Origin of the sequence: Arthrobacter sp. ZGTC131 (genome assembly GCF_002929275.1) — a bacterium.
GTDB lineage: Bacteria > Actinomycetota > Actinomycetes > Actinomycetales > Micrococcaceae > Arthrobacter.
In genome coordinates this window covers 17,089-40,820 of the sequence record NZ_PJIK01000022.1, presented here as the reverse complement: position 1 = coordinate 40,820, position 23,732 = coordinate 17,089, and the positions used below count along the sequence as shown (strand labels likewise).

General features: G+C 67.6%; 25 protein-coding genes. 11 read left to right on the top strand and 14 right to left on the bottom strand.

Features of this window, described 5'->3' with window-relative positions; translation table 11 throughout:
* Positions 1-118 precede the first annotated feature (118 nt).
* Entirely contained in the window at positions 119-511 is a 393-nt protein-coding gene (locus CXQ90_RS19980; RefSeq protein WP_104141095.1) for a nuclear transport factor 2 family protein, read from the bottom strand.
* Between the two features lie 226 nt (positions 512-737).
* On the opposite strand from CXQ90_RS19980, the gene CXQ90_RS19975 reads away from it, so the two are divergent.
* Positions 738-1,247 (top strand): hypothetical protein, encoded by a 510-nt coding sequence (locus CXQ90_RS19975; protein ID WP_104141094.1) that lies wholly within the window; start codon positions 738-740, stop codon positions 1,245-1,247.
* On the opposite strand, the gene CXQ90_RS19970 is transcribed toward CXQ90_RS19975, so the two are convergent.
* Positions 1,244-2,779, bottom strand: coding sequence for an amidohydrolase (locus CXQ90_RS19970; protein WP_104141093.1), 1,536 nt, complete (start codon positions 2,777-2,779; stop codon positions 1,244-1,246). The two genes, CXQ90_RS19975 and CXQ90_RS19970, sit on opposite strands and share 4 nt — an antisense overlap.
* A 240-nt stretch (positions 2,780-3,019) precedes the next feature.
* Between CXQ90_RS19970 and CXQ90_RS19965 the strand changes: the two genes are divergently transcribed.
* Genes CXQ90_RS19965 through CXQ90_RS19955 form a run of 3 tightly spaced genes read left to right on the top strand, consistent with a single transcriptional unit; the run spans position 3,020 to position 5,753 of the window.
* Positions 3,020-3,427 carry a hypothetical protein gene (locus CXQ90_RS19965; RefSeq protein WP_146068945.1) on the top strand — a complete coding sequence of 136 codons (408 nt, stop codon included), beginning with the start codon at positions 3,020-3,022 and terminating at the stop codon, positions 3,425-3,427.
* Positions 3,424-5,106, top strand: a complete 1,683-nt coding sequence (locus CXQ90_RS19960; protein ID WP_104141091.1) for a DUF4389 domain-containing protein — start codon at positions 3,424-3,426, stop codon at positions 5,104-5,106. Before CXQ90_RS19965 ends, CXQ90_RS19960 begins: the two co-directional genes overlap by 4 nt.
* Positions 5,103-5,753: a dihydrofolate reductase family protein gene (locus CXQ90_RS19955; RefSeq protein WP_104141090.1), complete on the top strand. Its 651-nt coding sequence runs from the start codon at positions 5,103-5,105 to the stop codon at positions 5,751-5,753. The genes CXQ90_RS19960 and CXQ90_RS19955 overlap by 4 nt, the downstream gene beginning before the upstream one ends.
* 77 nt (positions 5,754-5,830) lie before the next feature.
* Here the strand turns inward: CXQ90_RS19955 and CXQ90_RS19950 are convergent, their stop codons facing one another.
* On the bottom strand, positions 5,831-6,214 hold the full coding sequence (locus CXQ90_RS19950) for an RNA-binding S4 domain-containing protein (RefSeq protein WP_104141089.1): 384 nt from the start codon (positions 6,212-6,214) through the stop codon (positions 5,831-5,833).
* A gap of 133 nt (positions 6,215-6,347) precedes the next feature.
* Between CXQ90_RS19950 and CXQ90_RS19945 the strand changes: the two genes are divergently transcribed.
* The 4 genes from CXQ90_RS19945 (at position 6,348) to CXQ90_RS19930 (ending at position 9,370) form a co-directional block, all read left to right on the top strand.
* Positions 6,348-7,190 carry a DUF4397 domain-containing protein gene (locus tag CXQ90_RS19945; protein ID WP_104141088.1) on the top strand — a complete coding sequence of 281 codons (843 nt, stop codon included), beginning with the start codon at positions 6,348-6,350 and terminating at the stop codon, positions 7,188-7,190.
* A gap of 84 nt (positions 7,191-7,274) precedes the next feature.
* A complete protein-coding gene (locus CXQ90_RS19940) occupies positions 7,275-7,985 on the top strand; it encodes a class F sortase (RefSeq protein WP_258064637.1) in 711 nt (236 codons plus the stop codon).
* A gap of 49 nt (positions 7,986-8,034) precedes the next feature.
* Positions 8,035-8,613: an RNA polymerase sigma factor gene (locus CXQ90_RS19935; RefSeq protein ID WP_104141106.1), complete on the top strand. Its 579-nt coding sequence runs from the start codon at positions 8,035-8,037 to the stop codon at positions 8,611-8,613.
* Positions 8,600-9,370: an anti-sigma factor gene (locus CXQ90_RS19930; RefSeq protein ID WP_104141086.1), complete on the top strand. Its 771-nt coding sequence runs from the start codon at positions 8,600-8,602 to the stop codon at positions 9,368-9,370. The genes CXQ90_RS19935 and CXQ90_RS19930 overlap by 14 nt, the downstream gene beginning before the upstream one ends.
* A 44-nt stretch (positions 9,371-9,414) precedes the next feature.
* Here CXQ90_RS19930 and CXQ90_RS19925 read toward each other — a convergent pair whose 3' ends face one another.
* From CXQ90_RS19925 to CXQ90_RS19910, 4 genes are all read right to left on the bottom strand, one after another.
* Positions 9,415-10,074 carry a GntR family transcriptional regulator gene (locus tag CXQ90_RS19925; RefSeq protein WP_104141105.1) on the bottom strand — a complete coding sequence of 220 codons (660 nt, stop codon included), beginning with the start codon at positions 10,072-10,074 and terminating at the stop codon, positions 9,415-9,417.
* Positions 10,075-10,203: 129 nt separating this feature from the next.
* Positions 10,204-11,211, bottom strand: coding sequence for a transketolase family protein (locus CXQ90_RS19920; protein ID WP_104141085.1), 1,008 nt, complete (start codon positions 11,209-11,211; stop codon positions 10,204-10,206).
* Positions 11,208-12,071 carry a transketolase gene (locus tag CXQ90_RS19915; protein WP_258064635.1) on the bottom strand — a complete coding sequence of 288 codons (864 nt, stop codon included), beginning with the start codon at positions 12,069-12,071 and terminating at the stop codon, positions 11,208-11,210. Before CXQ90_RS19915 ends, CXQ90_RS19920 begins: the two co-directional genes overlap by 4 nt.
* A 44-nt stretch (positions 12,072-12,115) precedes the next feature.
* Positions 12,116-13,453, bottom strand: coding sequence for an MFS transporter (locus CXQ90_RS19910; protein WP_104141083.1), 1,338 nt, complete (start codon positions 13,451-13,453; stop codon positions 12,116-12,118).
* A 193-nt stretch (positions 13,454-13,646) separates the two neighbouring features.
* Between CXQ90_RS19910 and CXQ90_RS19905 the strand changes: the two genes are divergently transcribed.
* Together CXQ90_RS19905 and CXQ90_RS19900 are read left to right on the top strand one after the other, a co-directional pair.
* Positions 13,647-14,471: a sugar phosphate isomerase/epimerase gene (locus tag CXQ90_RS19905; protein ID WP_104141082.1), complete on the top strand. Its 825-nt coding sequence runs from the start codon at positions 13,647-13,649 to the stop codon at positions 14,469-14,471.
* Between the two features lie 52 nt (positions 14,472-14,523).
* Positions 14,524-15,297: an SDR family NAD(P)-dependent oxidoreductase gene (locus CXQ90_RS19900; protein WP_104141081.1), complete on the top strand. Its 774-nt coding sequence runs from the start codon at positions 14,524-14,526 to the stop codon at positions 15,295-15,297.
* Positions 15,298-15,330: 33 nt separating this feature from the next.
* Here CXQ90_RS19900 and CXQ90_RS19895 read toward each other — a convergent pair whose 3' ends face one another.
* The 4 genes from CXQ90_RS19895 to CXQ90_RS19880 form a co-directional block, all read right to left on the bottom strand.
* Positions 15,331-16,440: a sulfite oxidase gene (locus CXQ90_RS19895; RefSeq protein ID WP_104141080.1), complete on the bottom strand. Its 1,110-nt coding sequence runs from the start codon at positions 16,438-16,440 to the stop codon at positions 15,331-15,333.
* Positions 16,441-16,619: 179 nt separating this feature from the next.
* Positions 16,620-17,471: an SDR family oxidoreductase gene (locus tag CXQ90_RS19890; RefSeq protein WP_104141079.1), complete on the bottom strand. Its 852-nt coding sequence runs from the start codon at positions 17,469-17,471 to the stop codon at positions 16,620-16,622.
* A gap of 8 nt (positions 17,472-17,479) precedes the next feature.
* Complete coding sequence (locus tag CXQ90_RS19885; protein WP_104141078.1) at positions 17,480-18,484, bottom strand: aldo/keto reductase family protein; 1,005 nt, start codon at positions 18,482-18,484, stop codon at positions 17,480-17,482.
* Positions 18,485-18,593: 109 nt separating this feature from the next.
* Positions 18,594-19,457 carry a hypothetical protein gene (locus CXQ90_RS19880; protein WP_104141077.1) on the bottom strand — a complete coding sequence of 288 codons (864 nt, stop codon included), beginning with the start codon at positions 19,455-19,457 and terminating at the stop codon, positions 18,594-18,596.
* Positions 19,458-19,664: 207 nt separating this feature from the next.
* Here CXQ90_RS19880 and CXQ90_RS19875 point away from each other — a divergent pair, with 207 nt between their 5' ends.
* Positions 19,665-20,072 carry a YchJ family protein gene (locus tag CXQ90_RS19875; RefSeq protein WP_104141076.1) on the top strand — a complete coding sequence of 136 codons (408 nt, stop codon included), beginning with the start codon at positions 19,665-19,667 and terminating at the stop codon, positions 20,070-20,072.
* Positions 20,073-20,078: 6 nt separating this feature from the next.
* Here the strand turns inward: CXQ90_RS19875 and CXQ90_RS19870 are convergent, their stop codons facing one another.
* From CXQ90_RS19870 to CXQ90_RS19860, 3 genes are all read right to left on the bottom strand, one after another.
* On the bottom strand, positions 20,079-21,032 hold the full coding sequence (locus CXQ90_RS19870; RefSeq protein ID WP_104141075.1) for a hypothetical protein: 954 nt from the start codon (positions 21,030-21,032) through the stop codon (positions 20,079-20,081).
* 178 nt (positions 21,033-21,210) lie between these two features.
* The gene (locus tag CXQ90_RS19865) at positions 21,211-23,184 is read right to left on the bottom strand and encodes an acyl-CoA dehydrogenase family protein (RefSeq protein ID WP_181038645.1); all 1,974 of its coding nucleotides are present in this window, start codon (positions 23,182-23,184) and stop codon (positions 21,211-21,213) included.
* A gap of 135 nt (positions 23,185-23,319) precedes the next feature.
* Positions 23,320-23,622, bottom strand: a complete 303-nt coding sequence (locus CXQ90_RS19860) for a hypothetical protein (protein WP_104141074.1) — start codon at positions 23,620-23,622, stop codon at positions 23,320-23,322.
* Between the last annotated feature and the right edge of the window lie 110 nt (positions 23,623-23,732).

The window sequence follows — 23,732 nt, the reverse complement described above, 5'->3', positions numbered from 1 at the left end:
CGCTTTTGGCGCGGTTGGCGGGCAGGTCCGCAGGTTACGAGGGGCCCGGAAGGGACACGGGACCCGGGGAGAGCCCAGCGCATTCCCGGCGGGAACGCGCTGGGCCGCCTGGCCGGGGCTACGCCCAGAAGGCGTCTCCCTGGGCTGTGTCATCGAAGAACTCCCGGCCTTCGGTGATCTTCCCGTCGCGAACCTGGAACGCCAGGGCGCCCTGCGTGTCCAAAGTCCTGCCGTTGGTCTCCGCGTGGCTGTGCTGCAGCCCGATAGTGTGCTTTTCCCCTCCGATGACCTCCTGAAGTGTCACCTTGAAGCTTCCTTTGGAGCGCGTCGCCAGCTCGCCGAAATAGGCCATGATGGCCTCGCGTCCCTGCTTGGCCCCCGACAGCACGCCGTTTCCGGCGGTGTGCCAGACTGCGTCCTCGGCGAATAATTCGCGGAGTGTCGCCATGTCCCCGGCGTCGAAGGCTTGGTAGCCGCGCCGTATCAGTTCAACATTTTCCTGGGTTCCCATTTCCGGACCTCTCCGTCTCCATTGTCGGAACACTCTCGGACGGGACAAGGCTATTCCCGGCCCATACGCTTGTCGATGGCGATTTCGCTGACTTGCCCAGCGGCTAAAACACGAAGTGCCGGCACGCTGAGAGGCATGCCGTGACAGGATCGTCCGTAGCCGGCGGACGCGGAGTGGAGACCCGGCCGCCGCAACAGCCCTTAGTCCTTCTCCCTTGAGGAACCCAGTGCCCATCAACAAACAAACGCTCAAAGCGGACGGCTTTACCGGGTTTCGAGCGTTCGGACAGCTCGAAATAAACCGTGTCCCGCAGGCCCCGGGGTTGTTCGCGGTGTTGAAGCCCGCTGGCTATGAGCCGCGGTTCCTGGTGAAGAGCACGGCCGGAGTGTTCAAGAAGAAGGACCCCTCGCTGCGTGAGGACGCCCTGGCCGCGGAATGGATCGAGGACGCCGATGTCCTGTACCTGGGGAAAGCCGGGCCCGGCAGCAAGGGCAACAGAGGACTTCGCAGGCAGATACAGGAGTTCGTCGACTTCGGGAAGGGCAAGCCGCCAGGGCATTGGGACGGCCGATTGATTTGGCAGCTCGCCGATCCGCAGTCCCTGGTGATCGCTTGGAAGGAGCTCCCGGCAGCCGAGGTGAACCTGACGGAAGCCAGGTACCACGCAGATTTCCGCGAGCTCTATGGCAGGCTGCCGTTCGCCAACCTCGTCCAGGCCCGGGCAAAAGGGTCCTAAACGGCTGAGCCCCGGTACGTGAACCGGCCTGCCACCAGCGTGGTGGCAACCGGCATTTCTGCGAACACCGAATCCGGCACCTCCAGCGGGTTGCCGTCCAGCACCGCGATGTCCGCCGCCTCTCCGACGCGGATGCGCCCGCGTCCACGGGTTGAGGCGAAGAGGGCCTCCTGACGCGTGATGGCCTGCTCCGGGTGCCACGGCCCGCGTCTGTCCTGCCGGTACCGGGTAGTGGCCGCGGACATTGCCAGCCAGGGGTCCAGCGGTGCCACCGGGGCATCGGACCCGAGGGCCAGGAGCGCTCCGGCTTCCAACAGCGAACGCAGCGGGAAGGCCCGGCCGGTGCTGCCACTCCAGTTGGCGTCCGCGGCGTCGCGGTCGTCGAGGGCATGGACCGGCTGGACACTCGCCATCAGGCCCAGCTCGCCAAAACGGACCAAGTCCTCTGAGCGCACAAACTGCGCGTGCTCGATTCGCCCGCGTACGCCGGCTGCGGCGAAGGCGTCCAGCGCTACCTGATTGGCGGCGTCGCCGATCGCATGAACCGCCGGAACGAACCCGGACTCCCGGGCCCGCAGCAGCAGCGCCAGCAGCTCCGCTTCGCTCACTGTCAGGATCCCCCGGCCGCCGTGCGGATACGGATCCACGCAGTACGCGGTGCGGGTGTTGAGGGACCCGTCGATCAGCACCTTGAGCGGGCCCACGCTCAGCAGCCCGGCACCGCCGTCGAGCAGCTGGCCGGTCCGCACTCCCGCAGCCGTCGCGCGTTCCAGGTCCTCCGGATACACCCCTGCGTCCACCCGGAGCGAGTCGAATCCTGCGGCAATGCGGCGCAGCCAGACGTCGCGGTTCCAGGTCATCTCGAAGTCGACCACGCCCACGATTCCGCGGGCGGCCGCCGCGCCGGCGGCAGTGCGCACCCAGCCGTCCACCACATCGTCGGGCAGGCGGCCCAGCTCGCGCGTGAGCGCAAACGCCGCGTCCTCCCGGAGCAGGCCGTCGGCGCCGGGCCGCATGCCGTAGCGCTCGGCCGCCGCCGAGTTCAGCCACACGCAGTGGAGATCGTGGCTGATCAGGGCAGTCGGCACGCCCCGGGTCGCGGCGTCGAGCAGTTCCAGTCCGGGAACGTCATCCCACACCGCATCCCGGAAGCCGACCCCCACGAGTGTCCGGGCAGGGTCAGCGAGGGCCGGGCCAGCGAGGGCCGGGCCGGCATGAGCCAGGCTAGGGCCGGAAATGCGGGAACGAACGAGTTCCACGGCGCAGCGCGCCGACTCCGCCAGCGAGAGGTCAACCCGGTTGGCCGCCAGCGCCCACTGCGTCATGTGGACGTGCTCATCCCAGAGGCCGGGGATTGCATATCGCCCGTCGAAGTCCACAACGCGGACGCCCCGGGGCAGCTCATCCGCGGCGGTGATCCCTGCTACGAGGCCGTCGCGGACCTGAATGTTGGCGCAGGCCGTGCCCCCGGGGAACCTGACGGAAGCCAGCACAATGTCAGGCAAAGCACGGTCCGCTGCACTGGAAAGCATAGGAACAGGCTATGGGCGGATGGCACCTTCGCCAATTCACTTTGCCGCCCATTTTGGACCTCCGTTGCACCGCTCACGCCCTGCGTTTCCGCCCTCTTCCCAGCACAGATAAGAAGGTGCATTCTGGACGTGACACGGTTCTGACAATGAAGTCGGGGGAGGCGTCGGCATGGGCGTTTACATCGATACCGCTGGAATTCCTGGGCCATTGCCGCAGCCCCCCGGGGGGACGTGAGTGCGATGGACCGCACTGCAACGCACCACCGTCTGAAGGTCCTGGTGCACATCGATCCCAACATGGAACGCGCGCGCATCGAGGTGCGCGGAACCGTCACAGCAGCCAACATCCGGGCGCTGTACATCATTGCCCGCCGCGCCCGGACCCTCCTGCCGGGCCGGGAAATCGTCCTTGACCTGACCAGGGCGCGCGCCGTGGAGGAAGCGATCACAGCGCTGCATGACCCTGCCCAGCTCACAAAGCTCAGCGGCGAGGGCACGTCAGAGCATCCGTGCCGGCTCAGCATCCTGGATCCGCGGCCCGGCGCCGCCCAAACGCACGGCGCCCATCCCCGCGTCGCGCATCCGCACGGCGCCCATACGCGCGGCGAACATCCGCACGTCGGCGCCCGACCCAAGGAGCACGCATGAAACCCGGCCGCATTGTGATGGTGGTCCTCGGCACGCTCGCTGCCCTTCTGGGCCTGGGGCTGCTTGCCGGGGCGGTGGGCGTGGGCTGGCTCAACTTCCAGCAGCGGGACGAAGGCTACTTCACGACGCAAACGCACCGGTTCGACGTCAACTCGTCCGCCATCACGTCCGCCGGGCTGGACATCATGGTGGGAGGCCGGCTGCCGGACGTAATTCCTTCCGACGGTGCGGGAAGCATCCTGCTCCGCGGCGCCGCAGCCACTCCGGGCAAGGAGATCTTCATCGGCGTCGCCCCGCAGGAGGACGCAGCCCGGTACCTCGACGGCGTCAAGAGATCAGAGATCAGGTCCCTTGAACTCCGGCCCTTCAGGGTGGAGTACAACGAAGTGCCCGGCACCAGGACGCCGGCCGGTCCCGGCGCCCAAGGCTTCTGGGTCGCGTCCGCCGAAGGCGCCGGCACGCAGGAACTCAGGTGGGGCGTCCGGCCCGGCAGCTGGACCGTCGTGGTGATGAACGCCGACGCCAGCACCCCCGTGGCCGTGGACCTACAGGCGGGAATCCGCTCCGAGCTGCTCTGGCCGCTCTTCCTGTGGCTGCTGATCTCGGGCATCGTGCTCCTGGCAATCGGCGTACCGCTGATCGTCGCCGGCGCCGCGGGACTCGGACGGCACGGGCCGCCGCCGCACTATCCTGCGGCGGGACACCCCGGCGCCGCCGCACCGTCCACGCTCGCCAGCTCGGCCGCCCCCGGAACCCCCGGTACCCCCGGAACCCCCGGATCCCCCGGAGCGGCAGGCATCGCCGGCTCCCCGACTCCAGGAGCTCCGGGCGCCGGGGCCCCGGGTGCCGCAGGAGTCCCGGGTGCCGCAGGAGTCCCGGGCGCCGGCGCCACAGGAGCCCCGGGCGCCGGTACGGGAGCACCCCCTCCCGGCGCAGCGGCGCCGCCGGCCGCCGTCGGGCTCTTCGACAACGTGCCGTACCCGGCGCGCCTCAGCGGGCACCTGGACCCGGCGCTGTCCCGCTGGATGTGGCTGGTCAAATGGTTCCTGGCCATCCCGCACCTGATCGTCCTGTTTTTCCTCTGGTTCGCTCTGATCGTCACCACCATCGTGGCGTGGTTCGCGATCCTGTTTACTGCCCGCTATCCGCGCTCGCTGTTCAACTTCAACGTCGGCGTGCTGCGCTGGAGCTGGCGGGTGTCCTTCTACGCCTTTACGGCGATCGGAACCGACCGCTACCCGCCCTTCACCCTGGCCCGCACGGACTATCCGGCCGACTTCGACGTCGACTACCCGGACCATCTCTCCCGCGGCCTGGTGCTGGTGAAGTCCTGGCTGCTGGCCATCCCGCACCTGCTGATTGTGGCCGTGCTGGTAGGGAACACGCGGGCATGGGTGGCGTCCGACGACGACCTGCCGGGTGGCGCTGCCAGCTATCCGGCCGGCAGCTCCATTGCGCTGATCTCACTCCTGGCCCTCATTGCCGGAGTCATCCTGCTGTTCACGGGCGGATACCTCTGGAGCCTGTTTGACCTGCTGCTCGGCCTGAACCGCTGGGTCTACCGCGTCGCCGCCTACGTGGCCCTCATGCGGGACGAGTACCCCCCGTTCCGCCTCGACATGGGCCCGGCCGATCCAGGCGAGACCCACCCCGGCATTTCCCCGAAAGGCCCATCATGAAACTTACGGTCCACACGTTCCTGACCCTCGACGGCGTCATGCAGGGCCCGGGCGGCAGGGAAGAGGACACGTCCGGCGGTTTCGAATTCGGCGGCTGGCTCGTCCCGCACGCCGACGACGACATGGGCAAGATCGTGGACGGCTGGTTCGCCCAGGCCGACGCCATCCTCCTGGGCCGCACCACGTACCAGCTGTTCCACCCCTACTGGTCCCGGGTCACGGACCCGGGTGACGCCGTGGCCGCAGCGCTCAACAGCCTGCCGAAGTATGTTGTCTCCGGCACCCTCATGGAGGCCACGTGGAACAACTCCACGATCCTCCCGGGCAACTTCCTGGAAGCTATCGACGACCTCAAGGCCACCCCTGGCCGGGAACTCCAGGTCCACGGCAGCCACCGGCTGGCCCGCGCGCTGCACGACGCCGGCCTGGTGGACGAGTACCGGCTGTTCATCTTCCCGGTGGTGCTTGGCCAGGGCAAGCGGCTCTTTGAAACCGGGGCAGTGCCCTCCACCTTCACCCTCGCCGGGAGCAAGACCACATCCACGGGTGCCGTTTACCTGACCCTCCTGCCCACGGCCTTCGGTGCGGGCGATCTGGAAGTGGGGGAGTTCGAAGTGCAGGACGGGCAGGAGCGGATCCGGGAGTGAGCCGCCCGCGCCGCTAGGTCGGGGCCGACGGGGTGGGCGCAGCCACCATCCCCCCGCCGTCCCGCAGCCCGGCAGATCTAGCCGGAACCTTTGAGGCGTTCCATTTCGCGGCGGTCCTTCTTGGTGGGCCGCCCGGCCCCGCGGTCGCGCTGCGGCAGGCCGAGCGCCGGAGCCACGGGACGCGGGGGAGTGTGGTCGGTGAAGCAGTGGGATGCCGCCTCGGCCCCCACTCGCTTGGCGATCAGCCGGCGTACCTCGAGGATGCGTTCGTAGCCCGGCTGGCGGACGCGGACGGTGTCGCCGGGAACTAGCGACTGCGAGGCCTTGGCCGGGTTTCCGTTGAGGCGCACATGCCCCGCCCGGCAGGCGGCGGTGGCTGCGGAACGCGTCTTGTAGGCGCGGATGGCCCACAGCCACGCATCAATGCGGACCGTTGCCGGGGCTGAGGGAAGACTGCTCATGTCTGCTGCCGAGTATAGGCGCTGGCCGGTTGCTGCAAAAAAATCAATGAATCTGCATCCAAGTCCGCCTCCAGGCCGGTAGTAGGGGTGTAAGCAAAAACCGCCCGGCAACGGGCCGTTGAAGGAGATGGACATGCGCACTAGCATTTTCGCAGCAGGAACCGGCACGGTGGCACTCGCGGCCGCACTCGCCTTGGCCGGCCCGGCGACGGCGGCCGAAGGAGACGCCCAGCTTTCGGTTCTCCACGGAGTACCGGGCCTCACCGTCGACGTCTGGGTCAACGGCGAACGCACCCTGGATAATTTCGCTCCCGGAACGCTCGCCGGGCCGCTGGCACTGCCCGCCGGCGACTACAAACTGGCCATCACGGCCGCCGACGCCGCCGACGATTCCAAACCGGCGATCGGTCCCGTCACAGTGAAACTGGCATCGAAGGGCAACTACACCGCTGTGGCCAACCTTGATGCACAGGGGAAACCGACCGCTAACCTCTTCACCAATGACGTCAGCACCATCCCTGCCGGCAAGGGCAAGGTGACGGTCCGGCACGCGGCCGCCGCGCCCGCCGTCGACGTCCTGGCCGGCGGCACCGCCGTTGTGTCCGGTCTCGCCAACCCCAAGGAAAAGACGCTGACGCTGGATCCGGCCACCCTGTCCGTGGCCGTGGCCGCGGCCGGGACCACCGCACCCGTCATCGGGCCGGCAGACGTCCCCGTCGCAGAAGGAACGAACACCATTGTGTACGCGTGGGGCAGCCTGACCGACAAAAACCTCAAGCTCGCCGTCCAGAGCATCGAGGGACTGCACTCCGCTCCCGGCGCCGTTCCCGGGGGCCGCTCCGGAGCTGCCGACACCGGGACCGTCGCGGCGGCAGGACCCGCGGAGACCGCCGTCGGCATTGGCGCCGGACTGGTGCTGCTGCTGGCCGGGCTGGCCTTCTCACGGAAGCAGCTCGCCGTCCGGCGCGTGAAGTAACGCCCTCAGGCTCCGGCCGCCCGGTTCCCCCCACCGGGCGGCCGGCCCACGTCTCCGGAAACCGATTGGAGAGGAATGGAACCGATGACGACGGCGGCAACCTGGTTACGCCGTGTGCCCATCGCCGCGGGCCTTCTGGCGGCGAACCTGCTGGTTGCGGGCTGTGCGGCGGCGCCGGACCTCCGGCCCCGGGATCAGCCGGCGGCCGGGCAGCAGACCGCGCTGCCGGCCCCCAGCGTCGCCGGGACAGCTCCGCCAAAGGCTCCCCCGAAGGCAGTTGCCGGAATCCCCGAACAGCCCGTGCCGAAGGTCCCCGTTCGGTCCGCCACGGCCCCGAAGCCGGCGCCGCAGTCAGGGCGGCCTCGCTCGCTCACCGTTCAGGGAACCTCGATCAACATGACCGTCGTAGCGGTGGGGGTCGCTCGTGACGGCGCCATGGAGATTCCCGACGCCTTCAATGAGGCCGGCTGGTACCGTCACGGGCCGGCTCCGGGATCCGCCGCCGGCACCGCGGTGATCGCAGCCCACGTGGACACCACCTCGGACCTCGCGCCGTTCTCCCTACTGAAAACCCTGCGGCCCGGTGCGGCGGTAGTGGTGGGCAGGGACCGCGGTGCGCCCCTGCGGTACCGTGTGGTCAGCGTGGGGCTGATGGCCAAGGACAAGTTCGACGGCGGCGCCCTCTTCCGGCGGGACGGCCCTCCCCTGCTGAAGCTGGTCACGTGCGGCGGCAGATGGCTGGACGCACAACAGGACTACAGCGACAATGTGATTGTCACGGCAGCGCCGGAATGACCGTTCCGCAGCCCTGTTCCTTGCCAGTGCCGGCAGGAAGGAGATCGGCTTGGTTCCATTTGACCAGGCACCTCCTTCGTGGGACGCGGCGCTGAATGCCGCGTTTTGCGCCGGTGACGAGCGTGCCCTGGCCGAGGCCTACCGGCAGTTCTCACCTCTGGTTTATACCCTTGCACTCCGAGCCCTTCGCGACGGTGCGGCGGCCGATGACGTCACCCAGGAAGTCTTCATCCGCGTTTGGCGCTCCCGTTCGTCCTTCGACCCGGACGTTGCCCGTCTCCCGGCCTGGATCGTCGGCATCACGCGGAACGCGGTGGCGGACGCCCAGGCTGCCTCCTCCCGTGAGGTACGGAAAATCAGGGCGGCAGCCGAGCTCGACCCGGACCCGGCCCAGTCCGCCGGACCGGCCCCCGCGGATGTCCTTGCGGACAGGCTGTTGCTGGACGGGGAGCTGGAGAAGCTCGGCGAACCGCAGGGATCCATCATGAAGCTCGCCTTCTACGAAGACCTGACGCACGACCAGATTTCACGGAAACTCGACCTCCCCCTTGGTACGGTCAAGAGCCACATCCGGCGCAGCCTGTCCCACCTGAGGCGACGATTGGAGGTTGACCATGCAGCATCTTGACCCTGAACTCCTGAGCCTGCTCGCCCTGGACGAGTCGGTTGGCGATGACGCGAGCCTGGAACACCTCCGCGCGTGCGGTGAGTGCGCCGCCGAGTACGCCGCCCTTCGCCGGGCCGTGCACGCCGTCCGGACCACTCCGGACACCAGCAGCTTGGAGGCTCCGGGGCCGCGGGTCTGGGCAGGAATCCACCGGGAACTGGGGCTGTCCGGCGCAGTGGCCCAAGATCCGCTGGCCTCGCAGGCCATCACGCGCGGTGCCACCCCGATGACGCTTCACGAGGGCACGCGCGGGACGGTCCCGTCCCAAGCCGCGTCACTGCGGCCGGACAGGCCCGCCTGGTTCCGGCGGCCGGTCACTTGGCTGGCTGCTGCGGCGGCTGTGGTGCTACTGGCTGGCGGTGTTTTCTGGTCGCTCAACACGGATCCCCGGCCTGTTGCCAGTGCCGAGCTTGCACCGCTTGCGCAGTACTCGGCGACAGGGACGGCCCGGGTGGTGGAGTCCCGTGACGGCTCGCGATCGCTGGAAATCCGGATTAATAGGGATGAAGCCCAGGGCTATCAGGAAGTGTGGTTGATCGCCCCGGATCTCTCGAAGCTCGTCAGCCTCGGAGTGATGAATTCCGAAACAGGAACGTTCCAGATCCCGGCAGGCCTCGACCTCGCCGCCTATCCGATTGTGGACGTGTCAGACGAGCCCGTTGACGGCAACCCGGCTCATTCCAGCGACAGTATTGTCCGCGGGACGCTCGCGGCCTGACGCGGTCGTCAGTTTCTGAGCGGCCCGGGAGGCGGCAAACGGGGCTATGCCACCAGCACGGCGGCGGCCGAGTCCATGTGCTCGCGGATGGTGTCGCGGGCAAGAGTCGCGTCGCCGGTCTCAATGGCCGCCACGATGTCGTGGTGCCGCTCGACGCTCATGTTCCTGACCCCTTTCTCCTGGCCGGCGAACATGATGGACATCCGGATGGATCCCTCCAGCGATTCCCAGGAGTGGAGCAGCGTCTCGTTGCCGGTGAGGCGGCACATGGTGCGGTGGAACTCGAGGTCGGATTCGATCCGCTCCTCGAGGCTGCCCTCCGTTGCGGCGGCCATGGCGTCGATGGCGGCGCGCAGCGAGGTGATCACCTTCTGGCGGTCCGGCAGTTCGCACAGGGTACGGGCCGCAAGGGACTCCAGCGCGGCCCGGACGGAGTAGATGTCGCGGATTTCCTTGGCGTCGAGGTGGCGGACGGACAGGCGTCCGCGCGGCCCCGCGGACACGAGACCTTCCTGCTCAAGCTGCCGCAGCGCCTCACGGAGGGTTCCGCGGCTGATCTGCAGCATTTCGGACAGCTCAGTTTCGACGAGATGCCGGCCGGGCTCAAGTTCGCCGCTGGTGATGGCGGTGCGCAGCGCGGAGAGCGCCTGCTCGCGAAGGCTTTTCTTCTGCAGTCCCAGCAGGGGTGCTGTTGCTCCGGCCATCATTCGTCCTCAAGGTCAGTGGTTCGATGTCAGTGGTCAACTGTTTACAGTGGGTCTGTTAACTGTTGATAATACGGCAGAAGCGCGGAACCGGGCAGGCCGGCTCCGCGCTTCTGTTCAAGATCCTGGTCAGCCGAGCTCGGCCAGAACCTTGGCCACGATCCGCCGCACGGACAAGCCGTACCGTTCGTGCAGGGTTGGCAGGGCGCCCGCGTCGAGGAAGGCATCCGGCAGCGCCACCGGCACCACCCGCTTGCCCAGCCCAGCCGTGACCACGGCCGAGGCAACGGTTTCGAACAGGCCGCCCACCACGCTGTGGTTCTCCAGCGTCACGGCGAGCCGGTCGGTGTTCAGCTCCGCCAGCACCGTTTCGGCGTCGAAGGGTTTGATGGTGGGCGTGTGGACGACGGCGACGTCCACGTTGTGCTCGGCCAGGGCCTTGGCGGCCTGCAGCGCACGCATGGTCATCAGCCCGCTCGAGATGAAGACGACGTCGTTGCCGCCGCGGAGCACCTTTGCTTTACCCAGCTCGAACGTGTAGCCGTATTCGTCCAGCACGGTGGGTACGTTGCCCCGGAGCAGCCTCAGGTAGGTGGGGCCTTCACTCGCTGCGAGCTGCGGTACTGCCTGTTCGATGTCGATCGAGTCGCACGGGTCCACGATGGTCAGGTTGGGCATGCCGCGGAAAATGGCCATGTCTTCAGTGGCCTGGTGACTGGGTCCGTAGCCCGTGGTCAGGCCCGGAAGGCCGCCCACGATATTCACGTTCAGGTTCGGCTCAGCGCTGTCCAGGCACAGGAAATCGTAGGCCCGCCGGGCGGCGAACACGGAGTAGGTTGACGCGAACGGCACCAGCCCGGTCTCGGCGAATCCAGCGGCAGCGCCGAAGAGGAGCTGTTCGGCCATGCCCATCTGGAAGAAGCGCTCCGGGAATGCCTGGGCGAAGATGTGCATGTCCGTGTACTTGCCGAGGTCCGCGGTGAGCCCGACAATTTTGTCGTTCTCCTGCGCGGCTTTGACCAGGGCGTGTCCGAACGGGGCGGACGCGGTCTTCTGGCCCGGATCGGCGAAAGACGCGATCATGGCCGAGGTCTTCAGCTTGGGTGCGGTGCCCTTCGAATCAGTGGCGGTGCTCATCGGCTTGCCTTTCCTTCGTATCCTGCGGTCAGCTGCTCGCGGCAGAGCTGCCATTCGTGTTCCTCGATGCGCATGAAGTGGGCCTTCTCGCGTTCCTCCAAGAGCGGTACGCCGCGGCCCACCTTCGTGTCACAGAGGATCACCGAAGGACGTCCGACGGCGGCGGCCTGGGCGGCTGCGTTGTCGAAGGCGTGCAGGAGCTCGGCCATGTTGTTGCCGTCCACGCGCTGTGTGTACCAGCCGAAGGACTCCCACTTCTCGGTGACCGGCTCGGTGCGGAGCACGGAATCCGTCTTGCCGTCGGCCTGCAGGGCGTTGATGTCCACCATGGCGGTGAGGTTGCCCAGCTGGTGATGGTGCGCGCCCATGGCGGCCTCCCACGTGGAGCCTTCGTCCAGTTCGCCGTCGGAGAGGAAGTTGTAGACCCTGGCCGCGGAGCCCTGGTGCCGGAGGCCCAGCGCCATGCCGACCGCGATGGTCAGGCCGTGGCCCAGGGAGCCGCCGGAGATCTCCATGCCCGGCGTGTAGGTGGACATGCCGGACATGGGGAGCCGTGAATCGTCGGATCCGTAGGTCTCCAGTTCCTCGACCGGAACGATGCCGGCCTCGGCCAGCGCGGCGTAGTGGCCGATTGCGTAGTGCCCGGTGGAGAGCAGGAACCGGTCGCGCTGCTCCCAGTGCGGGTCCCCGGCCTGGAAGCGGAGCTGGTCCGCGTACACGGCGGCCAGCATGTCGGCCGCTCCGAGGGCCTGGCCGACGTAGCCCTGGCCCTGGACTTCGCCCATGGTGAGGGCGTGGTGCCGGATCCGGTAGGCGGCGGCCGAAACGCTGTCGACGCGATCTGCTGTGGTGGTAGTCATGGTTTCCTGTGTGGCGGTCATTTGAGCTTCTTCTGTGGTGGTCATCAGACGGGGACTGTCTGCGGGGTGCTGTTGGTGGCTTCATCCGCCAGCTGCCGCTCACGTTTGCCCCAGGTCTCCCGGGTGACGACGGCCGCCCACAGGCCGATGGCTGCGTAGAAGCTGAAGAGGAGGGCCGGGCCCATCCAGCCCAGGGAAACGAACAGGAGCGTGGTGACGAAGGGGGTGAAGCCGGACACCATGGCTGAGATCTGGTAGGCCAGTGAGGCTCCGGAGGAGCGGGTCTTGGCCTGGAAGAGCTCGGGGAACCACGGGCCCTGGGCGCCGGCCAGGGAGTTCTGGCAGACAGCGTAGGAGATGACAATGGTGGCGATGACGAAGATGAATATTCCGGTGTTCACGAGCAGGAACATGGGGATGCCGAACAGTGCGGCGAAGGCGCAGGACCAGATGTACAGGGGCCGGCGGCCGATCCTGTCCGTCAGTCGGGCCCAGGCCATGGTGGCGAAGATGCCGATCGCTGAGGCGATGCAGAGGGCTACGAGGGTCTGGGTTTTGTCCGCCAGCTGCTGGGTGTGGAGGTAGGAAATCATGTACGTAATGGAGACGGCGTAGCCGGCGGTCTCCGCAATGCGGAGGCCGATGCCGCGGACAATGCTGCGCCAGTCGGTCTTGATGACCTCGACGATCGGTGACTTCACGATGGAGCCGCTCTCCTTGACCTCATCGAATACCGGCGATTCCGGGACCTTGGAGCGGATGATGAGGCCGACAGCGACGAGCACGATGCTTGCCAGGAAGGGAACACGCCAGGCGAGCTCGCCGCCAAGGTTCACGCTGACGAGGAAGACGAGGTTCGCCAGCAGGAGGCCAACGGGGAAGCCGGCCTGCACGATGCCGGTGTATTTGCCCTTGGATTTCCAGGGTGCGTGCTCGTAGCTCATCAGGATGGCGCCGCCCCATTCCGCGCCGAAGGCCAGGCCCTGGACGACTCGGACGAACACCAGCAGGGCCGGCGCGAGCAGGCCCACCTGCTCATAGGTGGGGAGAAGGCCGATGAGGAACGTGGCCACGCCCATGAGGATCAATGAGGCGACCAGCACGGGCTTGCGTCCGACCTTGTCGCCTAGGTGACCGCCGATGATGCCGCCGATGGGGCGTGCGGCGAAGCCGACGCCGAGGGTGGCGAAGGCGGCCAGCGTGCCGGTTACCGGATCGCCGGTGGGGAAGAAGGCCGTTCCGAAGTACAGTGCAGCCGCGGTGCCGAATCCGATGAAGTCGTAGGTCTCGATCACTGCGCCGACGCCGGAGCCGATGGCGACCCGCTTGGCGTCCTTGGTGCCGTGGACCGGCCCCCTCATGCTGAGAGCTTCTTTGCTCATTGTGAATCCCTTTCGAAGAGCGCCTGGTACTTCCGCACCGACACTGTCGACTGTTAACAACTGATAAGCCAGTGTGACCTGCATCATGGCCGTATGTCAACAGTCAACTTCAGAGGTTGACTGTTGACAGTTAACGAATGTACTGTGGTCTTCATCACTACCGCCCCCAGGCATGACTAGAGGATCGACGCAGATGTTCAACTCCCGACTCGGCTGCTCGTCCATCAGCTTCCGCCACCAGGACCTGAGCACCGCCCTGCGGACCATCAGCGGCTTGGGGTTCGAAGAAATCGATCTGGGTGCGCTGCCCGGTGTCTGCGACCACGTCCCCTATGAGCTGGATGCGGACGCCGTCGCGGCCGTCACCGCGGAGGTTGCCGCCTCCGGTCTGCGGGTCCGCTCGGTCAACGGGGACATCGGGGACCTCAATGCAGTGCTCGACGCCGGCCAGCAGACCGCCCGTGACGCGCACCTTGATGCACTGCTCACCCTCACCGCGAACACCGGCGCGAAGGCTTTGGTCCTTCCGTGCGGCGCCCTGGGCCACGAACCGGTCCGGAGCGTTGACGAGGACCTGGACGAAGTAGCCGCCCAACTGACCCGGGCCGGGCAGCGGGCAGCAGAGTTCGGCGTCGAACTCTGGACCGAGTCACTGCATTTCCTGCGCTTCTGCTGGAACCTGGAGCGCGCCGAACTGCTGGCCGGCCGGCTGGTCGGCTCCGGCGTCGGGATCGTGATGGACTTCAGCCACATCGTCGCCGCCGGCGAGGACCCGCTGGAGTACATCGAACGCCACCAGGGCCTGATTGCCCATGTGCACCTGCGCGACGCCGTGCCCGGCAACATCAACCTGAGCATTGGTAACGGCCACGCCGACTTTGCCGCCGGACTTCGGTCACTGGCGGGGCGCGGCTATACCGGCCACTTCTCGCTCGAGCTGGAAACCCGGGACGTCACCCACGATGACCGCCCGGCCGCCGCGGCCAAGGCAGCCAGCTTCATCACCGACCTCATCTGAACCCGCCTCACCCAACCCGCAAGACAAGCAACAGCAAAAAACAAGGAGCATCATGACCACCATCCAGCGCACCGCCGTCCTCACCGGAGCAACCTCGGACCGGGGCATCGGCATCACCACCGCCCGCCGCTACGCCAGCCAGGGCTGGGCAGTGGTGATCCTGGACCTCGACGGCGAGAAGTCCGCCAAGGTCGCAGCGGAAATCGGCAACGAATTCAACGTCCCGGCCTTCGGCTACGAGATCGACGTCGCCAATGAGGACTCCGTGAACGCGGCCTACAGGGCAGTGGCCGCAGAGGTCACTTCCGGCACGCTTCCCGCGATCGGCGCCTTGGCCAACATCGCCGGCATCACCTCGCCGGTGCCGTTCCTGGAAACCACGCTGGATCTCTGGAACAAGGTCATGGCCGTGAACTCCACGGGCACCTACCTGGTCACCAAGGCATTCCTGCCGGACATGATCGCCAGCGGCTGGGGCCGGATCGTCAACATGTCCTCTGTTTCCGCCCAGCGCGGCGGCGGCGTGTTCGGCAAGGTCCCCTACTCGGCCGCCAAGGCAGCCATCCTGGGATTCACCAAGGCCCTGGCCCGCGAAATCGGCGCCACCGGCGTGACCGTCAACGCCATTACGCCCGGCGCCGTGGACACGAACATCCGCGTCGGCAGCACCGAGGAGCAGGAAGCCGCCATCAACGCCGGCATCCCCTTGGGCCGCAACGCCACCACGGAAGAGATCGCGGCCGTCATCACCTTCCTGTCCTCGGAGGAGTCCGCCTACCTGACGGGAACCACCATCGACATCAACGGCGGCAGCCACATCCACTAGGAGCACCTGCCGCCCGGCTGCCTGAAATACCGGCTACTCCACGGTGACCCGCACGCGCTGCACCACGTTGTTCCCCATGCCCTGATAGTTCCACTGCTGATCCAGGGGCTGGACGGCGCCGCTGGCGTCGGTGGCACGGCAGGCAAGTTCGTGATGGCCGGGATCCGCCACCCAGGGCAGGCTCCAGCCGCGCCACGCGAAGGCGCCGAGAGGTTTTTCCAGCTGGGCATGGACCCACTTGCCGTCGATGCCGACTTCCACACCGGTCACGGCGCCCTCGCCGGACCAGGCCCGGCCGCGCAGCATGACCGGGCCGCGGGGGAGGAAGCGGCGCCGCGTGAAGAAGTCCGGAACTCCCGGGGGAACCATCAGCGACCTGACCTTGATCCGCGAAACGGGCGTGCCGGCGTCGTCCGCGTTGTGTTGGTAGCGGTACGCGACCGACTGCTGAAAGCCGGTGAACGGGGCCGTCACAACCTTGATCGACTGCAGCCATTTGACGCTGGCCATTCCGTACCAGCCGGGAACCACCAGCCGCAGCGGGTAGCCGTGCTGGGGCGGCAGCTCGCTGCCGTTCATCTTGTAGGCCAGCACGACGTCGGGACGCAGCGCCTCCGCGATGGGCAGGCTCCGCGCGTACTGCTGGCGGACGCCGCCCTGGAAGCCTTCGTCCACACCGGTAAACACCACCTCGACGGCTTCGGGTTCCACGCGCGCCTGCGCCAGCAGATAGGCCAGGGGGACGCCCGTCCACACGGCCGTGCCCACGCCCTCGAGGACCCACGGCTGGCTGAGCGGCCGCGGCTTCAGCAGCGAGCGCCCGTTGCCGGCGCACTCAAGCGTCACCGGGACGCTGATGGCCGGGTCCTTCTTGAGCGCGGCCAGGCTCAGTTCCGTCGCCATCTCCACGGCGCCGCCGATCCGCAGGTGCCAGGATCCGTCCCTGATCTGCGGAATATCGAAGTGCGTCAGGACGTAGTGCATTCCGGGCGGCGTCACGTCCTCGCGGAGGGCTTCCAGCGGCATCGAATGGTTCCGCGCGGCAAGCTGCAGCTCGTCCTGGGTGAGCGGGCCGTGCGTGGGTTCCCCTGGATGCGGCCTGGGCCGGACGGGCTGGCGGCGTCGGTAGATCAGCTTGGTCATGGCATTGCGATTCTGCTCGGTGCTGCTGACAGGCGTGCTCCCTCCTAGGTTTACGCCGCCCCCGCCGGAGCGTCAACAGCCCTTTCCCTGCGCCCGCCACTGCCCTCGGCCGCCGCCGTCGGTCCGCCGTCCCGCGCGCCGTCCGCCCGTCCGCCCGTGCCGCGAGCCCGTGCCGCCGGCTAGAGCTGGGGCAGTTTCGCGCACTCCTCGAGTCTGATCGGGTCCTGCCCGGTCAGCCCGTGCACATCCGACGTCGGCCCGGCCAGTTCACCGGCGGCGATCGCCGCGTACGTGCTGACCCAGGCCTTCACCTGCCAGGCGGGAGCCCCGTACGAGGCCCGGGACGAATACGCCTCCTCCAGGGTTTCGTCGTGGTACGTGACGGTCCGGCCGGTGGTCCGGGTGAGCACTTCGGCCGCATACGCCAGGGAGATGTTCTCAGGGCCCGTGAGGTTGTAGGTGAACCCGGCGTGCACGGCCGGATCGCGGAGTACCGCCACCGCGCTCCGGGCGATGTCCTCCCGGGCCACGGCCGCCATGACGCCGTCGCGGGCCGGGCCGCGGATCACGCCGTCCTCCCCGGCCAGCTTCGGCAGGAAGTCCAGGTAGAAGTTGTTCCGCAGGAACGTGAAGGACATCCCCGAGGCGCGGATCCGCTCCTCGGTGGCGTAGTGGTCCCGGCCCAGGGTGAACGTGCAGTCCGGTGCCGCGCCGAAGAACGACGTATAGACGATGTGCTGCACGCCGGCAGCGGCGGCGGCGTCCACGAACGCGTAGTGCTGCTGCAGCCGGTCCTCCGCCTCGGCCGCCGAGACCATGAACAGGGTCTTCACCCCCTCCAGCGCCGGGCGCGAAAGCCCGGGGTCGGCATAGCTGACCAGGACGGGAGGTGCGTTGTCCAGCTCTGGTGCGCGGCCGGCGCCGCGCACCAGCAGCCGCTGCGAGAATCCGGTTTCGGCCAGCTGACGGGCCACCATTTCGCCGAGGACGCCCGTAGAGCCTGTGACCGCAAGGTCGGGAAGGTCTGTCACGGCCGGTCCTAGGCTTCGCGCGTTGCGGGGGATTTTGTCTGGGCGGGATCCCGCTCGGCGAGTGAACCTATGGCGTCATCGATCTTCTTCAGGACCTGCGGTTCCAGCCTGACGCCGGCAGCCGCAGCACTGTCCGCAATCTGTTCGGGACGGGAAGCGCCGATGATGGCCGAGGTCACATTGGGGTTCTGCAGCACCCAGGCAACGGCAAGCTGCGGCATGGTCAGTCCGGCTTCGTCGGCGATGGGCTTGAGCTGCTGCACGCCGGTCAGGACGTCATCGCGCATCCAGCGCTGGATCATCTTGGCGCCGCCCTTGTCGTCGGTGGCGCGGCTCCCTTCGGGGAGCGGCTGGCCGGGCAGATATTTGCCGCTCAGCACGCCCTGCGCCATGGGGGACCAAACGATCTGGGAGATGCCCAGTTCTTCCGACGCCGGGACGACCTCCTCCTCGATGACGCGCCACAGCATGGAGTACTGCGGCTGGTTGGAGATCAGCTGGAAGCCCAGGTCCTTCGCCAGCGCGTGACCGTTCCGCAGCTGTTCAGCGGTCCACTCGCTGACCCCGATGTACAGCGCCTTGCCCTGCCTCACGATGTCCGCGAACGCCTGCATGGTCTCCTCCAGCGGCGTCTCGAAGTCGTAGCGGTGCGCCTGGTACAGGTCGACGTAGTCCGTCTGCAGCCTGGTCAGGGAGCCGTCGATGGATTCCATGATGTGCTTGCGTGAGAGTCCTAGGTCGTTCTTCCCCTTGGGGCCCGTTGGCCCGAAAACCTTGGTGAAAATCTCCACGGACTGGCGGCGTTCACCCTTCAGCGCTTCGCCGAGGACCGTCTCAGCTGCGGTGTTGGCGTAGACGTCAGCCGTGTCAAAGGTGCTGATGCCGGCGTCGAGCGCTGCCCGCACGCACTGGGTGGCGACGTCGTTCTCCACCTGCGAGCCGTGGGTCAGCCAGTTGCCGAACGTGATTTCCGAGATCTTGAAGCCGCTGTTTCCGAGGTATCTGAATTCCATGGGTTTCACGCTAGCGGAGATGGTTGCTCAGGGTAAGGGATGCGGGCAGGTCATTCTGCCGGCAGCGCCCATCAGCCGCCGTACCCGAGCGCCGGGGACAGCTGCCGCGTCAGGAGCGGACGCGGGCGTCCTCGTGCTGTGCCAACGAGACCATGGAGCCGGTGTCCAGGACGGCCATGTGCCCTGCCGCGGCGGGCTTCCTCGCCGGCCGCGGAGGCTGGGCGGACAGGGCCAGCGCGGAACGTACCGGCGCGCCCTTGGTTCCCGTCCCGCCCGGCGCGGGAGTCTGTTTGCTCGGGCCTTCGGTGTTCACAGCCGCGGAGCGCGGCGCCTCCGTGCTTACAGCCCCCGCCGTCTGCGGTGCTCCCGCGTGCAGTGCCCCGGTGTGCAGGGCGGTCTCAACCAGCGGCGCGACCTTCACCACGCCGTCCGCTGCCACACCGCGTCCGCCGCGGTCAGGGCCGGCGACCTTGATCTCCGGGACGGCAGCCCTGGCGCGGGCCACGGCCCTGGCATCGGCGGCAGCCACCGCGGCGGCCCAGTCCTTCGCCAGGACGGGCGGCACCGGCCGGGCGGCAGCCAGCAGCGGGTGATGAACGACGGCGGTGCGGAGCGACTCTTCGAGCCCGGCGCGGCTCAGGAGCCTCTTCCAGTCGTGCGGGGGGCGCGGTTCCCGCGCAGGGCGCGGCGACTTCGGTAGTTTTGCGGGGCGTTCCTGGCGGGCCGCCGGGGCCTCAGCGGCTGCAGCGCCTGCGGACGATTGCGTGCCTACGGGCAGCCGGACCACTTCGACGGTGTCGTTCCCGGGGAAGCGGCCAAACATGGCCATCACAATCAGCGCAACCAGGCGTCCCACACCAGCGATCACCAACGTGGCCACCACAAGGATGAACATGCCAATGAACATGACGAATGCCACACCAAGCGTGCCGAAAAAGGTCAGATTAAGTGCGATCGTTGTCGGATCTTCCACTTCACCCTCCTTACACAGCCTGCGGCCACCGTGCCCGTCCGCACCGCGGCGGACAACAGCCCCTAACCACCATACGGACTATTTACTGCCGACGTGCCCGCTAGGCAAGCCCCGCCGGGCGTTGTTTCGAAGCTGTTATCGGATCCGCCCGCCCACGGAGGCCTATAGTCAGAACCAACAAGCGGACTCGACACTTTCAGGGATGCCATGACCCAGCACCAAGCCTTCGCCGGCAATTGCCCGTGCCTCTCCGGCGAGCAGTATGCAGACTGCTGCGGCCGGTTCCACAGCGGATCAGCGGAGGCGGCGACTGCAGAGCAGCTGATGCGTTCCCGCTACAGCGCCTTTGTGCTCCTCGACGCCGACTACCTGCTGAAAACCTGGCATCCGGACACGCGGCCCACCGAACTGGAGCTCGATCCGGGACTCGAATGGCGCCGCCTGGACATCGTGTCCACCGGGAGGGGCGGTCCGCTCGACACCGAAGGAAAAGTCGAGTTCAAGGCGCATTTCCGGCAGGACGGGGAGCGCGGGGTCCACCACGAAACCAGCCGGTTCCTTAGGGTGGACCGCCGCTGGTACTACCTCGACGCCGTCGTCCTTCACCAGACGTAGCGGCCGCTAACGCTCCTCATAGTCCGCCGTGGGGGTGAACCCGGCACGGTCCACCTTGCGGTGGAAGTGCATGCCGGCCAGGCCGCCCAGGACGGCGCCCACCAGCGCCACTGCTGCAACCACGACGGCGGCGATGATGCCGGTGGTGGTGAGCTGGCCCTCGTTGACGGGAATGCGCGGGAAGCTGTTCAGCTGGGCCAGGATGTTGAACCGCTCACCGGCGATCATTCCCAGCACCGCCACCACGACGGCGGCGATGAGTGCCCAGATCCACACCATCATGCCCTGCTTGGCTCCGTTGAAGCGGGCCATCCGCCCAGCCACGTAGCCTCCGCTGTAGTAGGAGACGAAGAGGATGACGAGCAGCACGACGATGCCCACGATGCCGACCGTCTGGTCCGAAGCCGCCTGGCCGACCGCCACGTTGACATCGGTGTTCGTCGCGAGGCTAACGGCCGTTCCGGCTGCCCCGACCAGGGCCGTCAGGAGCACGGCCATCCCGGTGGCGGCCAACCAGCCGAAGAAGGCCGAGCCCACCTTGACCCCGCCGAAAGCCTCCTTTTCGCGCGCGGCGGCCATCTCCCGCGTCGCGAGGCCGGGATCAGTGTGGGGGGTGTCGGCGGAGCCGGCGTCGGGGGTGTAATCCCGCTCGGCGTACGGTTCCCTGGGGTCCCTGTCGCTGAGATCGCGGTGGGCGGCGTCCCTGTTCCGGGCGTCTGTGTCCCTTGTGTCCAGGGTCCTGGTGTCGGTGTCCCCGGGTGTACCGCCGGTCGCCGTACGGCCGCCGCCCGTGCCGCGGGCCTGCGTGGCGTCGTAGACGGGCGTGGCTTCGGTGCGGGGCTCGGCGGGGTTCGCTTCGGCGGCGTTCTGCTCGCCGGGAATGCGCTGATCACCGGGCATGCGCTGTGCGCCGGAGGTGCGGCGGGGGCGTCTGTCCTCGGAGCCTATTGAGTTGCTCATGGAACTTCTCACTTTCATTGGACGGACCAGGCTCAAGGTCTAAGCCGGGCAACGCAATGCCTAGGCTGCGGCCCTGGCCTCACTTCTAGCTAACTCCGTTCAATGACCGATAGCAAGGAAGCTTAGTATTTGGGTTTCCGCGCCGTCCTTCCAGTTGGGAGGCCTGTTGCCTGCATGATCACCGGTACGTGCGGTGCAGATTCTCCTTCACCGTCGCCCGGGGGGACGCGTCGGCGATCCACGGCCCGGTGCCCTCGGACTGGTCCAGAACCCCTGCCTCAAGCCACTCGTAGCCGCCGGCGAGGACCTTTCGCGAAAGCTGTCGGTCGCCGTCGTCGGTGTTCCTCCACAGCTGGTCGAAGTATTCGTCCACGCGAACGCGCGCCTGTTCGCAGAAGGCCTCGGCGAGTTCGAACGCGGTGGCCCCGCGCTCCGGCGCCGTGCGGAGCAGCATCTCCGCCCGCGAGCAGGACGCCGCCATCGCGAAGAGCTCGGCGCCGATGTCCACGATCCGCCCCAGGAACGCCTGCTTGTGCTCGAGCCCGGCCTGCCAGCGGCCCATGCCGTAGAACGTCTGCCGGGCCAGCCGCCGCGAGGACCGCTCCACGAAACGGAGCTGCTTGGCCAGCCGGCCGAACTCGCTGTAGGAACGCGGGTCCATGCCCGCCCCGGCCACCAGTTTCGGCAGCCACTTCGCGTAAAAACCGGAAGCCCCGACGGCGGCGCGCGCCTTGTCTGACAGGCTCGCTTCGGCGGAGGCCAGGTCTCCTGCGGCGGCAAGGTGGGCGTCCACGGCCTCGCGGGCGATCAGCAGCTTCATGATCTCCGAGGAGCCCTCGAAGATCCTGTTGATGCGGAGGTCGCGAAGCTGCTGCTCCGCGGGGACAGCCCGTTCGCCGCGGGCCTCCAGCGAATCGGCAGTCTCGAAACCGCGCCCGCCGCGGATCTGCACCAGCTCGTCGGCGATCCGGCAGCTGATCTCGGTGGACCACAGTTTGGCCAGCGCGGCCTCGATCCGAATGTCCTTCTGCCCCGCGTCCGCCATTTCCGCGCAGAGCTCGAACACCGCATCCAGGGCGAAGGCCGTGGCGGCAATGAAAGCGATCTTCTTGCCCACTGCCTCGTGCTTGCCCACCGGCCGGCCCCACTGGGTACGCGCGTTGGACCATTCGCGGGCGATTTTCAGGCTCCAGCGGCCGGTGGCGACACAGAGTGCCGGGAGGGACAGCCGCCCCGTGTTGAGCGTAGTGAGGGCGATCTTCAGTCCCTGGCCCTCTCGGCCCAGCCTGTTGGCTGCCGGAACCCTGACCTGGTGGAACCTGGTGACGCCATTCTCGATTCCCCGCAGGCCCATGAAAGCGTTGCGGTTTTCCACGGTGATCCCGGGGGAGTCCATCTCCACCACGAAGGCGGTGATTCCGCCCTTGTGGACGGCCCCGTCGGCGTCGGTGTGGCGCGGCACCACGGCCATCACCACCACCAGCTCGGCAATCACGCCGTTCGTCGTCCAAAGCTTCACGCCGTCCAGGACGTACGCTTCGCTGTCGTCCGTGGGAACAGCGGTGCTGCCCATCCGGGCGGGGTCGCTGCCGACGTCCGGCTCGGTGAGCAGGAACGCGGTGATGGCCCCGGCCGCGCAGCGCGGCAGGTATTCCTGCTTCTGCTCCGGCGTGCCGAACACCTTGACCGGCTCAGGGACGCCGATGGACTGGTGCGCCGAAAGGAGCGCGCCGAGGCTGGGATGGACGGAGCCAAGCAGCGCGAGCGCCCGGCCGTAGTAGACCAGCGAAAGGCCCAGGCCGCCGTACTCCAGCGGGATCTTCATGCCGAACACGCCGAGTTCGGCGAGACCCCTCAAATATTCGTCCGGGATCCTGGCGTCGCGCTCGATCACGCGGCCGGACATGGAGCGGCAGAATTCCGTGAGCCGCTCCATAAAGGCCTCGCCTCGTTCCACGTCCTCTGCCCTGGCCGCAGGCCACGGGTGGATGAGGCCCAGGTCAAAGCTGCCGAGGTACAGGCCTTTAGCGAAGCTGGGCCTGCCCCATTCGGTTTCGCGCGCCGCTTCGGCAATGGCGCGGGCGTCCTCGGCGGAGGCACCGGCCCCGAGCTTCTCGGCGGCGACCGGTGTTTCGGACGCGGGGCTGTCGATGGGCGGGATGGTGCCGGGGCCCTTGGCCCGGGCTGGATCCTCGGTGGCCTGACTGTCAGTGGCGGAGCTCACGGGGCATCTCCTCTAACCGGATGACCGGCTCAAGCCCTGGGTCCGCCGCGGGTGGAGAACCCTTCAGCTGTCCCTCAATGCTACTCGCGGGTAAGTACCCGTGCTAGGGGATGGCTGGCCCTGAAAGTCGCCCGGGAGCTCGACTGTGGAGGCATGGTGCACCAGCCTGTCCCACGAATCGTTGATGCCATGGACCAGGCCCACCAGCGTGCCGGCCACGATCAGCCATGCGAGCCGCCCCACGCCCACCAGGATCAGCGCGGCGAAGGCCGCCGCCGCCACGAACAAGACGAGCACCAGGGCAAAAGCCAAGGTTCCGATGAACACCAAGGTGGCCGTCTCCACTGCACTTAGGTCGAACTGCATGCTTCCCCCTGCGCCTTTGCTGCGGTTGGATCAGTAGCACGAGCGTAGGGCCTGCCGTGAGCCCGGGCTACCGTCTGCAGTGCGAGTTGGAGCCGTTGATACGGGATCGA